This is a genomic window from Kribbella steppae, from assembly GCF_004342025.1.
GTDB classification, from domain to species: Bacteria; Actinomycetota; Actinomycetes; order Propionibacteriales; family Kribbellaceae; genus Kribbella; species Kribbella steppae.
This window is the reverse complement of sequence record NZ_SLWN01000008.1, coordinates 221,950-233,471: the sequence shown is the minus strand read 5'-3', so window position 1 is coordinate 233,471 and position 11,522 is coordinate 221,950. Positions and strand designations below refer to the sequence as shown.

13 protein-coding genes are annotated in these 11,522 nt (G+C 68.7%); 6 read left to right on the top strand and 7 right to left on the bottom strand.

The features are described 5' to 3' along the window. Nucleotides 1-292 precede the first annotated feature (292 nt). Nucleotides 293-685 carry a hypothetical protein gene (locus tag EV652_RS24405; protein WP_132211534.1) on the top strand — a complete coding sequence of 131 codons (393 nt, stop codon included), beginning with the start codon at nucleotides 293-295 and terminating at the stop codon, nucleotides 683-685. 768 nt (nucleotides 686-1,453) lie between these two features. Here the strand turns inward: EV652_RS24405 and EV652_RS24400 are convergent. The 4 genes from EV652_RS24400 to EV652_RS24385 form a co-directional block, all read right to left on the bottom strand. Then, the gene (locus tag EV652_RS24400) at nucleotides 1,454-1,807 is read right to left on the bottom strand and encodes a DUF3817 domain-containing protein (protein ID WP_132211533.1); all 354 of its coding nucleotides are present in this window, start codon (nucleotides 1,805-1,807) and stop codon (nucleotides 1,454-1,456) included. After that, nucleotides 1,804-2,742: an SURF1 family protein gene (locus EV652_RS24395; RefSeq protein ID WP_132211532.1), complete on the bottom strand. Its 939-nt coding sequence runs from the start codon at nucleotides 2,740-2,742 to the stop codon at nucleotides 1,804-1,806. The genes EV652_RS24400 and EV652_RS24395 overlap by 4 nt, the downstream gene beginning before the upstream one ends. Nucleotides 2,743-2,749: 7 nt before the next feature. Further along, nucleotides 2,750-3,697 carry a D-alanine--D-alanine ligase family protein gene (locus EV652_RS24390; RefSeq protein WP_132211531.1) on the bottom strand — a complete coding sequence of 316 codons (948 nt, stop codon included), beginning with the start codon at nucleotides 3,695-3,697 and terminating at the stop codon, nucleotides 2,750-2,752. 144 nt (nucleotides 3,698-3,841) lie between these two features. Further along, nucleotides 3,842-5,152: an aminotransferase-like domain-containing protein gene (locus EV652_RS24385; RefSeq protein WP_132211530.1), complete on the bottom strand. Its 1,311-nt coding sequence runs from the start codon at nucleotides 5,150-5,152 to the stop codon at nucleotides 3,842-3,844. A 196-nt stretch (nucleotides 5,153-5,348) separates the two neighbouring features. Between EV652_RS24385 and EV652_RS24380 the strand changes: the two genes are divergently transcribed. The 4 genes from EV652_RS24380 (at nucleotide 5,349) to EV652_RS24365 (ending at nucleotide 7,373) form a co-directional block, all read left to right on the top strand. Next, nucleotides 5,349-5,537: a hypothetical protein gene (locus EV652_RS24380; RefSeq protein WP_132211529.1), complete on the top strand. Its 189-nt coding sequence runs from the start codon at nucleotides 5,349-5,351 to the stop codon at nucleotides 5,535-5,537. Nucleotides 5,538-5,610: 73 nt separating this feature from the next. Continuing rightward, nucleotides 5,611-6,267 carry a GNAT family N-acetyltransferase gene (locus tag EV652_RS24375; RefSeq protein ID WP_132211528.1) on the top strand — a complete coding sequence of 219 codons (657 nt, stop codon included), beginning with the start codon at nucleotides 5,611-5,613 and terminating at the stop codon, nucleotides 6,265-6,267. Between the two features lie 5 nt (nucleotides 6,268-6,272). Then, the gene (locus EV652_RS24370) at nucleotides 6,273-6,680 is read left to right on the top strand and encodes a DUF2784 domain-containing protein (protein WP_132211527.1); all 408 of its coding nucleotides are present in this window, start codon (nucleotides 6,273-6,275) and stop codon (nucleotides 6,678-6,680) included. A gap of 30 nt (nucleotides 6,681-6,710) precedes the next feature. Then, nucleotides 6,711-7,373, top strand: a complete 663-nt coding sequence (locus EV652_RS24365; RefSeq protein WP_132211526.1) for a permease prefix domain 1-containing protein — start codon at nucleotides 6,711-6,713, stop codon at nucleotides 7,371-7,373. Here the strand turns inward: EV652_RS24365 and EV652_RS24360 are convergent. Continuing rightward, the gene (locus EV652_RS24360; RefSeq protein ID WP_132211525.1) at nucleotides 7,353-7,679 is read right to left on the bottom strand and encodes a PadR family transcriptional regulator; all 327 of its coding nucleotides are present in this window, start codon (nucleotides 7,677-7,679) and stop codon (nucleotides 7,353-7,355) included. The two genes, EV652_RS24365 and EV652_RS24360, sit on opposite strands and share 21 nt — an antisense overlap. 78 nt (nucleotides 7,680-7,757) lie before the next feature. On the opposite strand from EV652_RS24360, the gene EV652_RS24355 reads away from it, so the two are divergent. Further along, nucleotides 7,758-9,914, top strand: a complete 2,157-nt coding sequence (locus tag EV652_RS24355) for an MMPL family transporter (RefSeq protein ID WP_132211524.1) — start codon at nucleotides 7,758-7,760, stop codon at nucleotides 9,912-9,914. Nucleotides 9,915-9,990: 76 nt separating this feature from the next. On the opposite strand, the gene EV652_RS24350 is transcribed toward EV652_RS24355, so the two are convergent. Both EV652_RS24350 and trxA read right to left on the bottom strand, forming a co-directional pair. After that, the gene (locus EV652_RS24350; protein WP_132211523.1) at nucleotides 9,991-11,130 is read right to left on the bottom strand and encodes an N-acetylmuramoyl-L-alanine amidase; all 1,140 of its coding nucleotides are present in this window, start codon (nucleotides 11,128-11,130) and stop codon (nucleotides 9,991-9,993) included. Between the two features lie 49 nt (nucleotides 11,131-11,179). Continuing rightward, the gene (trxA, locus tag EV652_RS24345; protein WP_439649084.1) at nucleotides 11,180-11,497 is read right to left on the bottom strand and encodes a thioredoxin; all 318 of its coding nucleotides are present in this window, start codon (nucleotides 11,495-11,497) and stop codon (nucleotides 11,180-11,182) included. Between the last annotated feature and the right edge of the window lie 25 nt (nucleotides 11,498-11,522).

Sequence of the window (11,522 nt, the reverse complement as noted above, 5' to 3'; positions counted from 1 at the left end):
GATCCCAACCGCACCGGCGCGTGCGGCGGGCCGTCCGGAGTGTGTGGGTGGGCCGGCGCCGTCCGGCTCGGCTCTGCTCCGAGCCGCGCTAGTTCGGTGCCCGGCAGCAACGAGGGCAGCCGCTTGCCATGAGTTGCGGACTCAGTGTGGGCCCGTGCCGCAAGCCCACCCCGAACTCCTCACTACTCCGAGATCGCGCCGCGGCTGCACTACTCGCCAAGAACCCACGAACCGGATCCCGCCGGCCCTGTCCCCGTCCGCCACCGGGCGCCGCTCCTCGTGCCGATCACGGTTGAGTCGGTGGGCCTCCTTCGTGCTGCTCACCGACGCGGGCATCCGGCACCTCCCGCTGCGCGCCATCCGGCACTTCGTACCGCGCACCAGACAGCAGCTCGCGGCATCAGACAGCAGCTCGCGTGCCGCGCCCCGTGCCGGGCACCAGACCACACCACTCGTGCCGCGCAACCAGGGCGCCCTCGGCACGCGTCGACGTACGGGCACGTACCGGGCCGCGGGCTCCCGCCCATCACAACTAGGCGCGGCACTTGCTGGCCTTGCGGACGGGATCGGCGAGGGAACACGCGGGCACCCGAACGGCCGCACCGACGCCAGGTCCGCGCCCTGGAGTTTCGCCTTCCAGCATCGCGGCGGCAGGTCGGCACGTGATCCCGGCTCGGCCCAGTGAGCGAGGTCGCCCTTGCTGGCACGCCTGCACTCGGACACGCCTGCGCCAGGACGTGCGGCATGCGTCGGCCGGCTCAGGCTCGGGACTGCTCCCTGAGCGGGAGGGTGAGCTTGGCCGCTCTTCCGGTGCCGAGCTGCAGACCCGGGGGCCTCGTTCGGGGCGGTACACCCCATCAGTGGGGCCTGAGGTGGGGGTGCTAGCCCGTTCCGATGCTGAGGGGTCTGGCGGGTGAAGCGCGCTGAGATGCGGGAATTCGTCCGTGAGCGGGATTGTGAGCGTCAGAGGTTGCGGGGTCGAGCTGCTCGCATCGGGGCGCCGCGCTTGAGCTCGCTCACCGGAGGAGGTCGGCGGCGCGGGCCGGATCCGGTGGTGAGGGGCCCGGGCAGGTGGGCGGGGCGGGTGCGTCGGTTGGCTGGACGCGGAATCGCTCTGTCAGCGGGATTCTGAGCGTCCGAGCTTGTGGGACAACCTGCGCGCTGTTGGTGGCGTCGCTTGAAGGCGGCCTCGCTGGGCGAGGGCTTCTCGCGGGGGTGCGGCGGATGCGTGGCGAGAGTTTGGGGCTGAGGGCGCTCAGGATCGCGTTGTCAGAGGAATTCTGGGGTTCTGAGGGCGGTCAGCTGGTGGCCGGGGCCGCGGTTCGGCCGGGGCTCTTGCGGTCGACAGATTGGAGAATTTGTCGACAAAGAGACTTGGGGACTTGCGGTAGATGTTTCATGTGAAACATCGGGCTGCTCGACGACCGACGGGGCGGGTCGGCCAACACCGTGGTTAGGGGTGAACGAGTTCGTGGGTGGTTTTGCGTTCGGCGTAGAAGGAGAGGAAGGGGATGGTGCCGGCCAGGGCGGTGAGGACCAGGCGGGTGAAGGACCAGCGGGCGCGGCGGTAGAGGTCGAACGTGGCGAGGAGGTAGACCACGTAGAGGAAGCCGTGCATCGGGCCGATGATGTCCATGGCGCTCGGGTCGTCGGCCAGGTACTTCAGCGGCATCGCCACGAAGAGCAGGAGCAGGAGCATCACGCCGACGACGTACGCGATCACGCGGTAGCGGGTGAGGGCGCCGCGGACGGCCGGGGTGAGCGGCTGCGGGGTGGCGGAGGTGGCGGGGTCGGCTGGTGAAGTCACGCTGAAACGGTACCGCTTGACTGCACAGGCTCCTCCGCCTGGTCAGCACGCTCGGCTGAGGCAGGGTCCGCCGTCGAGGTCGACGCCGGGACGCGCGCCGAGTCCGGATCCGGGTCTGGGGTTGGGTCCGGGTTTGAGGGCTCGGAATCGTCGGGGGATTCGGGGCGGCGGGCGTCTTGGACCATGCGGGTCCACATCCAGAGGGTGAAGGCGGCGAAGATCCACCACTGGAAGGCGTAGGCGACGTTGCGGAGGCCGGCGTGGTCGGTTGGGGGAGCGGGTGCTGGTACGACGGCCGGCGCGGGCTGGGGCGCCGTACCGGAGTCGATGGAGGACTGTACGACGAAGGCGTCGTAGATCCGGTAGTCGACCATGTGGACGATCGTGGGGATCCGGAGGGACTGCAGAACTCGGCCGTTGGCGGCGTCGCCGGAGGAGTCCTGGGCCTCTGAGGCGGCAACTGCGCCCGAGAGTTCCACGGGTCCGGAAGGTGGGCGGGCCGCCGGGTCCGAGACCGAGGAAACCCAGCCTCGAACGACCATCACCGCGCCGGGGTGAGGAGCGCCGGCAGTGGGCGTGCCAGGGGACGACGTGTCGGTCAGCAAGAGTGGGGTGACGACCCAGAAGCCGTCTTCAGAGCCCTGACGTCGATCGGAGATGAACAGCTGGTCCTTGGCCGGACCCCACTCACCAGACACCGTGACGCGTCGCCCGACTGCCTTCGCCGGCAGACCTTCGTCAATCGAGAACAACGACTGCAGCGCGACCGGAGCACCCTCGGCTCGCTTGGCGGTCGCGGCCGCGGTCTTCGACTGGTACACCTCGAGCTGCCACACGCCCATCACCGACATCACCGCAGCGATCGCCAGCGCCAGTACGAGAAGTCCGACCCACCGTGGCGTCAGCGCCGTCCGCCAGAAGGACCGCTCAGGCATCAGGACCTCAACGTGCCGCGGCGGCTGCCAGCAGGTCGCGGCACAGCACACCAAGCTCGATCCCGGCGGCCTCCGCGGCCAGCGGCACCAGCGACGTCTCCGTCATGCCAGGCGCCACGTTCACCTCCAGGAACCACGGCACACCGTCCGCGTCGATGACCAGGTCCGACCTTGACAGGTCCCGCAGCCCCAGCGCCTCATGCGCGGTGACAGCCGCCTTGGCGCACGCCTCCGCCACATCGGCACTGACACCAGCAGGTACGACGAATTGCGTCGCGCCGGCCGTGTACCGCGCCTCGTAGTCGTAGAACCCGGAGTCCGGCCGGATCTCCACCGCCGGCAATGCCCGCGGCCCGTCGCCGGTGTCCACCACGGTCACCGCGACCTCGGTCCCGTCGATGTACTGCTCGATCAGCGCGACCGGCCCGTAGGCGTAGCAGTTCACCATCGCCGAGGGCAGCTCATCCACCGACCGCACGATCGACGCGCCCAGAGCCGAACCGCCGCGAGCCGGCTTCACCACCAGCGGCAGGCCGACCTGGCGTATCACCGCCTCCATCAGCGAGGTAGCGCCGAGCTCACGGAACGTGTCGTGCCCGAGCACCACCGATGTAGGCGTGTTCAGCCCGGCCGCTCCGACCATCGTGGACGCCACCGGCTTGTCGAAGGCGGTCCGGCAGGCTGCCGCGGCGGCGCCGACGTACGGGACGCCGTACAGGTCGAGGACCTGGCGGAGAGCGCCGTCCTCGCCGGTGACGCCGTGCAGGACGGGGAAGACCGCGTCCGGCGGATCGTCGCGCAGCCGTTCGACCAGGTTGGCGTCGACGTCGCGCTGCTCGACTTCTACGCCGACGCTGCGCAGGGCGTCGGCGACCCGCCGGCCGGACCGGAGCGAGACGTCCCGCTCGTGTGACAGTCCACCGGCTAGTACCAGCACTCGACCCAGATCACTCATCACAAATATCCCGATCACTCGTGGGCGACTCCGGCTCGGTCCGCCGGTCCCGAGGCCCACAGGAACGGTACCGCTACCGCGTCAGAGACCCCCGGGCACCCGTAGATCCATTGCGCAACCTTTGCGCAGCAGACCAGGGCAAACTCAGCTCAGCTCCGGACCAGGAGCGTCGTAGTCGCGTCCCGGACCCGGTGTCAGCGGCCCGAACGTCTGCCGCAACTCGAGCTCCTCATGAATCACCGCAGACAGTCGGCCGACTCCCTCGATGATCCGCGAAGGGGTCGGATGACAGTACGACAGCCGCATGCACTGAGAGCCGAAACCGTCCGCGAAGAAGGCGGTCCCGGGCACATAGGCCACCCGCGCGGTCACCGCTCGCGGCAGCATCGCCTTCGCGTCCAGACCGTCCGGCAGGGTGAGCCAGACATAGAACCCGCCGCCCGGCCTGGTCCAGGTCGTTGCCGCAGGCATCTTTTCGGTCAGCGCCGCCAGCATCGCGTCGCGACGTTCCCGGTACATCTCCCGGAACTGCTTCACCTGGCCGAGCCAGTCGTGCCGGGCCAGGTACGACGAGATGGCCAGTTGGCTGAACACCGGGGGACACAAAGTGGCCGATTCCTGTGCCAGCACAAGCTTTTCGCGGACGGCGTGTGGCGCGACTGCCCAGCCGACGCGGAATCCCGGGGCGAATGTCTTCGAGAACGAGCCGAGGTAGATCACGCCCTCACGATCGTCGGCCCGCAGCGCCCGATACGGATCGCCGTCGAACCCGAGCAGCCCGTACGGATTGTCTTCGAGCACCAGCAGATCGGCCCGCTGACAGATCTCCAGCACTCGCCGCCGCCGCTCGTTCGACAGCGAGACACCGGCCGGGTTGTGGAAGTTCGGGATCGTGTAGAAGAACTTGATCCGCTTCCCCGCCGCCCGGACCGTCGCGATCGCCTGCTCCAGCGCCTCCGGTACGACGCCGTCGTCGTCCATCGCGACGTGGACGACCTCGCACTGGTACGCGCGGAACACGCCGAGCGCACCGACGTACGACGGCGCCTCGCAGATCACCACATCGCCCGGGTCGCAGAACACCCGGGTGACCAGGTCCACCGCCTGCTGGCTGCCGACCGTCACGACGACGTCGTCCGGGTGAGCGTCGATCCCCTCCAGCCGCATCACGTCGCAGATCTGGTCCCGCAAGGTGGGATCGCCCTGGCCGGAGCCGTACTGCATCGCGGTCGCCCCGTTGTCGATCACCAGGTCGCGGACCGCGCTGCCGACCACGTCCAGCGGCAGGCCGCCGATATTCGGCATCCCGCCCGCCAGCGAGACCACCTCGGGCCGGCTGGCGACGGCGAACAGGGCGCGGATCTCCGAGGCCGTCATGCCCTTGGTCCGTGCTGCGTACCGATCGACGTAGTTGTCGAGACGGGTCTGCCGGACATCGGGCAGGTCAGCACTCACGGAGCCACTCCAACAGGTGATCGGGGGGAAGTCACCAGGTTACGACAGACAACCCAAGCGTGCCTGGGCTGTGGATCGGCGCGACCTCTCACTACCATGCCTTATAGGGGCAGGTTCGACCATGCCGTGATCTGGCTGCTGAGACAGCCGGGGCGGCCGGGTGCGGCCTGAGAGGTGGATGCGGAAGGCGGATCGGATGAGCGTGGGCAAGGCAGCCGGCTGGACGCTCGGCGGACTGTTGCTGGGCGTGCTGGCCGGGTTCGCCGGCGAGCTGTTCCGGCGGCAACCAGCCGCGAAGATACAACAGCGGTACGTCGCCCCGGAGGCGGCGGAGACCCCGGATGCGCGGAAGCCGGCACCGGCGCCCGCCCCGGCGGCACGATGAGCGACCCGACGGTACCCAGGGCGACACACACCGTGATGGAAGTAACAACCCGGATCAGAGACAAAGCCTGCTGATGGCTCGACGGCTCGAACCGCTCACGCTCGCCAATCTCGACGAGCTCCCGGTGCCGTGCCGTGACTGCGTGTTCTGGGAGCTGGACCCGGTCGCCGCCAAGCAGGCCGCCCGGACCGGCGACACCGGCCTGGAGAAGGAAGCCTGGCTGTCCCAGTTGCTGCTCGACTGGGGTAGTGCGGGCGTCGTCCTGTACGTCGACGACGAGCCGGCCGGGTTCGCGGTGTACGCACCGGCGACCTACCTGCCCCGGATCCAGGCGTTCCCGACCGCGCCGGTCAGCCCGGATGCCGTCGTCCTGGCGACCGGGCGGATCCTGCCGCGCTACCTGGGTCTCGGGCTGGGCAAGATCCTCGTCCAGGCGGTCGCCAAGGACGTGCTGAAGCGGGGGTTCCGGGCGGTCGAGGCGTTCGGCGACTCGCGCTGGGACGGGCCGGGGTGCGTCTGGCCGACCGAATTCCTCGTGGCCGTCGGGTTCGGCGTCGTCCGGGAACATCCGCGGAATCCGCGGCTGCGACTGGACCTGCGGTCCGCGATCACCTGGCGCAGTGAGATGGAGGCGGCGGTGGAACGGCTGATGGGGGCGATTCGTCCCGAGCACACCCCACCGGCACCGGTCACGGTCCGGGACGCCCTCACCCGCACACCGACAGGCTGACGACGATGATCTGGCGCTTCCTCGGCGACGTGATGATGATCCTGCACGCCGCCTTCCTGCTGTTCTTCGTGTTCGGCGCCTTCCTGGCCTGGAAGTGGCCGAAGTTGATCTGGGTGAATCTCGGCATCGTGGTCTGGAACCTGGCCATCGTGCTGATCGACTACGACTGCCCGCTGACCGGCTCGGAGAAGTACTTCCGCCGCCGTGGCGGCGAGTCCGTCTACGACGCCGGCTACATCAACCACTACCTGGATGGCCGGATCTGGCCCGAGGGAGCGACACCGACCGCCGAGAAGGTCGGCTTCGCGTTGGTGATCATCGGGTACGTCGGCTTCTTCGTCCTGCGCCACCGTCGTCGCAAAGCCGCCGCCGAAGGCAAGGTCAGGGGCGACTCAGTGGGACCCCGGACGTGATCCGAGCCATCCGTCCCCATACTGGTAGGCGTGTCCAGCCGTGGAAGCACCCTCACGCCGGTCGACGACTACCTGACCGGCCTGAGTCGCGCACTGCCCGGCCCGCGCCGGCGGAAGGCCGACCTGCTGGCCGAGGCGCGGGACCACCTGGTCGACGCCACCGAGGCCTTCGAGGCCGACGGTCTCGACCGGGACAGCGCCGAGCGGGAAGCCGTCGCCGACTTCGGTGAACTCGACGAGGTCGTGCCCGGCTATCGCGCGGAGCTCGCGGTCAGCCAAACCCGCCGGACTGCGATGCTGCTCTTCCTGGTGCTGATCCTGCAGCCGATCGTCTGGCAGGAAGGCGCCTGGAGCTGGAACCAGGACCCGGCGTCGGACTCTGCGCTGAACGACTTCCTCCAGACCCTGGTCCGGAGCATCGGCACGGTGACGATCGCCGGTGCGGTGCTGGCGGTGATCGCCGCGGGCGTCGGCATGCGCTACCCGATCGTCCGGCAGCACGTGACTCGCGCCACCGCACTCTTCGCGATCACGAGCTCGGTGATCATCAGCGCGATCGGGGTCGGGATGGCGTCGACCAGCACCCACCCGGCCGCACTGCTCGACTACGCGGTCGTGGCGAGTTTCGTCGTACTGCCGCTCGTTGTCGTGGGTCTTCAGGCCGGCCGCTGCCTACGCCTGGCCCGGGCGTAGGACCCCTTCCACCACAGCCCGGAAGGTCAGCCACTCCTGCTTGCCTGAGGCAAGCATCTTCTGACCGGCGCTGGTGAGCTGGTACGTACGGCGTTTCCGTCCGCCGACCGTGCTCCACTCGCTGGACAGGTAGCCCGCTCGCTCGAGTCGCCGGAGCGCCGGGTACAGCGTCCCGGTCGGCAGATCCAGCTCGCCGCCACTGCGCTCCAGCAACGCCTCCATGATCGCGTAGCCGTGCAGCGGCTCGTTCTCGACGACGGCCAGGATCATCGGGTCGAGGTGTCCACGCAGCGCATCCGCCTTCATGTAGCCAGTCTACTCATATCTCTGTTACTGTCGAGAGGCAACATGTAGCGAATCTACTTATTAAGGGAGGCGCAAGCCATGACCGTGGACACTCCAGTACGACGACCGCCCGGGAAGGACGGTGGACGAGCCGGGCTGCTGCACCGGGTGTCCGGCTGGTCGATGCGGCACGCCGGGCTCGCCCTGGTGCTCTGGGTGGTCGCCCTCGTCGCCGTCACCGCGGCCTCGGCCGTCATCGGCGACAACTACCGCAACGACACCTCGCTCCCCGGCACCGACTCCCAGCGGGTCACCGACGTCTTCCGCGAGCACCAGCCGCAGGGCGACACCGCGTCGGTCCAGATCGTCCTGCACGCGGACGGCGGTCTCCAGCCCGAGAAGCAGCGGATCGCCTCGATGCTGGCCGTCGTCGGGGACCTCCCGCACGTGGCCTCCGTCGCGGACCCCTTCACCGCTCCGGGCTCACTGTCCGAGGACGGACGTACGGCGTACGCGACGGTCGGCTTGGACACCACCGTCGAGGACATGCCGGTCGAGGACGTCCGGACGATCATCCACCGGGCGCAGGAGTTCGCCGTACCCGGCCTGCAGGTCGAGGTCGGTGGTGACCTGGCCCGATCGGCGGCCGAGAGCGAGGGTGGTGCGGCCGAGGGAGCGGGCATCCTGGCCGCGCTGGTGATCCTGGTGTTCCTGTTCGGATCGTTGCTCGCGGCAACTCTTCCCCTGCTGACCGCGGTGTTCGCCGTCGGCAGCACGCTCGGCCTGCTGGTGCTGGCCTCACATCTGTTCACCGTGCCCGACTACACCGCGCCGGTGATGATGCTGGTCGGTCTGGGGGTTGGAATCGACTATGCGTTGCTGATCTTCTCCCGCTACCGCCACGAGTTGCTGAAGGACGGCATCGACCGCGCAACGGCCTCGATGGTTGCCCTCGACACCGCCGGCCGCGCGGTGATGTTCGCCGGCTGCACTGTGGTGATCGCCCTGCTCGGTCTGCTCGCGCTCGGACTTGGTGCACTGCAGGGTGTTGCGCTCGGAGTCACCCTGACCGTCCTGATGACGATGCTGGCCGCGGTGAGTCTGCTGCCGGCTCTGCTCACGTTGTTCGGCAAGCGGATCGAGAAGAGTGTCCGCAAGCACGCGGCGAAGAAGCGTCGTACGCCCGGGGACGGCTGGCGGAAGCTGGCGGCTTTGGTGCAGCGGGGTCCGTGGGTGCCGCTGGTGCTCGGGACGGTCGCGCTGATCGCGCTGTCGTTGCCGGCGCTGGACATGCGGCTCGGGTTTGCGGACGCGGGGACGGATGACCCGGCCAAGACCAGCCGGAAGGCGTACGACCTGCTGGCACAGGGATTCGGGCCCGGTTTCAACGGTCCGTTGGTGGTTGTGTCCGAAGGAAACGCGGCCGCGGCGCAGGCACTCGGCCAGACCCTGCAAGCGGATCCGAACATCGCCGCGGTCACGCCACCGCAGCTGACACCCGACGGCAAGATCGCCACGGTACTGGCGTTCCCGAAGTCGGCACCGCAGGATGCGGCCACCAGCGAGCTCGTCGAGCGGCTGCGCGACGACACGTTGCCGGCCCTCGAATCGCGGACCCAGGCGAACTACCTGGTCGGTGGCGCCACAGCGGCTGCCGACGACTTCGCCTCCGCGGTCAGCAAGCGGCTGCCGATCTTCGTCCTGGTCGTGGTTGGACTGTCGGCACTGCTGCTGATGGCGGTATTTCGGTCGATCCTGATCCCGTTGAAGGCGGCGGTGCTCAACCTGCTCAGCATCGGGGCTTCGCTCGGTGTCATCACGCTGGTCTTCCAGCAGGGCTGGTTCGGTGCGCAGCCTGGTCCGATCGAGGCGTTCGTGCCGGTGATGATCTTCGCGATCGTCTTCGGCCTGTCGATGGACTACGAGGTGTTCCTGGTCTCCCGGATCCACGAGGAATGGCGGCGTACCAAGGATGCCGGCGAAGCCGTCCGGGAAGGGCTGGCGAACACCGGTAGCGTGATCACCGCGGCGGCCGCGATCATGATCGTGGTGTTCGGCGCCTTCCTGCTCAGTCCGGACCGGATGCTGAAGCAGTTCGGCCTCGGCCTGGCCACCGCCGTACTGCTGGACGCCGTACTGATCCGCTGCATCATCGTTCCGGCGATCATGCGGCTGTTCGGGGACCGCGCCTGGTGGCTGCCGCGCGGACTCGATCGCGCTGTCCCGACGATCGCGCTCGAGAAGGACTATTCGTAGCGCGAGCTCCAGACGCGGGCCTTGTAGATCTGGGCATCGGACAAGGTCCGCGTCGCCGTCGGCACGGCGAAGCGTGTCAGACGGTCAGTTGGCCGAAGCGGAGCATGCCGGTGGCGGCGTCCTGGTCCGGCGGGAGGTAGACGCGCTGGATCGCGACCACGATCGCCTCGGCGACCACGTCGCGGAAGGCCGGATCGGCCAGGCGGGCCGAGTCGTGCGGGTTGGTGACGTACCCGATCTCCAGCCGGACCGCGGGCATCTTGGTCCGCCGCAGCAGGTCCCAGGTCTTGGCGTGCGTCCGGCAGTTCAGCAGGTCGGTCCGCGCCACGATCTCGCGCTGCACCAGCCCGGCGAACTGCTCACCCACGCTGGACGACGCACCATGCAGATCGTTGCCGTAGAAGTACGTCGCGACGCCCTGCGCCTCCGGGTTCATCGACCCGTCGGTGTGCAGCGACACACAGAGGTTGGCGTCCGTCTCGTTCGCGAACGCGGCCCGCGCCAGCTCGTCCGGCCCCTGGTCACGTCCCCGGGACAGATACGCCCGTACGCCGGTCGCACCCAACCGACCCTCGATCCGGGCAGCCAGGTCGTACGCGATATCGGACTCGCGCAGGCCGAAGCCCTCCCAGCCGTAGTCGAAGCCACCGTGGCCCGGGTCGATCACCACGGTCTTGCCGGACAGTCGCGGACCCGCGGCCCGGACCTGCTCGGAAGCACGCAATGCGTCCGGGCGACCGCCGGTCGCCATCGGCTTGATCCGCTGCAACGCCTTGAAAGTGGACGGGCCGCAGGTGCCATCGGCCGGCAGGCCCATGTTCCGCTGGAACTCGGTCACCGCGCGCTGGGTGTCCGGGCCGAAGATGCCGTCGATCCGGGCCACCGCGAAACCGAGCTCCTGCAGCTTCGCCTGCAGTGCGAGGACGTCGTCACCGGTCAGCGGGTGCGAGACGACGTACGTCAGCAGCCGGTCGCCCAGCCGCCAGCGCGCGTCGTCGATCGCCCGGTACGTCTGCGGGCCGACGATCCCGTCGATCATCAGCCCGCGTTGCTGCTGGAATCCCCGGACAGCGTGCGCGGTCGCCTCGTCGTAGACGTCGTGACCGCCTGCCAGCAGGCCGAGCCGCTGGAGTTTGCCGATGATCTCGGCGACTGCCTCACCGGTGTCGCCGATCCGGTACACGCCGTGCGGGCCGCTGAACGGGGTGCCAGCCATCAAACTGCTCCTTGCCGTGTGGCGGACGGGTGGTCCAGACCTCGATCGTCTAGGAGGTGAAGTCCGCCAGTTCCTTCAGCAGCGCCGCCTTCGGCTTCGCGCCGACGATGGACTTGGCCAGTTCACCGTTCACGTAGACGTTGATGGTAGGGATACCCGTAACACGGTAGTTGCTCGGGGTGACCGGGTTCTCGTCCACGTTCATCTTCAGGAAGGTGAGCTTGTCGCTGTGGTCCTGGTTCAGCTCCTCGAGGATCGGGGAGACCTGGCGGCACGGCCCGCACCACTCGGCCCAGAAGTCCACCAGTACCGGCTTGTCGCTCTTCAGCACGGTCTGGTCGAACTCGGCGTCGGTGACGGCCTTCATCTTCTCGCCCACGGGCGCATCTCCT

What these genes read in the sequence shown, in the direction of transcription:
- EV652_RS24395 (WP_132211532.1), bottom strand. Translation starts at nt 2,742, where the DNA reads ATGCCTGAGCGGTCCTTCTGGCGGACGGCGCTGACGCCACGGTGGGTC.
- EV652_RS24390 (WP_132211531.1), bottom strand. Translation starts at nt 3,697, where the DNA reads ATGAGTGATCTGGGTCGAGTGCTGGTACTAGCCGGTGGACTGTCACAC.
- EV652_RS24380 (WP_132211529.1), top strand. Translation starts at nt 5,349, where the DNA reads ATGAGCGTGGGCAAGGCAGCCGGCTGGACGCTCGGCGGACTGTTGCTG.
- EV652_RS24375 (WP_132211528.1), top strand. Translation starts at nt 5,611, where the DNA reads ATGGCTCGACGGCTCGAACCGCTCACGCTCGCCAATCTCGACGAGCTC.
- EV652_RS24370 (WP_132211527.1), top strand. Translation starts at nt 6,273, where the DNA reads ATGATCTGGCGCTTCCTCGGCGACGTGATGATGATCCTGCACGCCGCC.
- EV652_RS24360 (WP_132211525.1), bottom strand. Translation starts at nt 7,679, where the DNA reads ATGAAGGCGGATGCGCTGCGTGGACACCTCGACCCGATGATCCTGGCC.
- EV652_RS24355 (WP_132211524.1), top strand. Translation starts at nt 7,758, where the DNA reads ATGACCGTGGACACTCCAGTACGACGACCGCCCGGGAAGGACGGTGGA.
- EV652_RS24350 (WP_132211523.1), bottom strand. Translation starts at nt 11,130, where the DNA reads ATGGCTGGCACCCCGTTCAGCGGCCCGCACGGCGTGTACCGGATCGGC.
- trxA (WP_439649084.1), bottom strand. Translation starts at nt 11,497, where the DNA reads ATGAAGGCCGTCACCGACGCCGAGTTCGACCAGACCGTGCTGAAGAGC.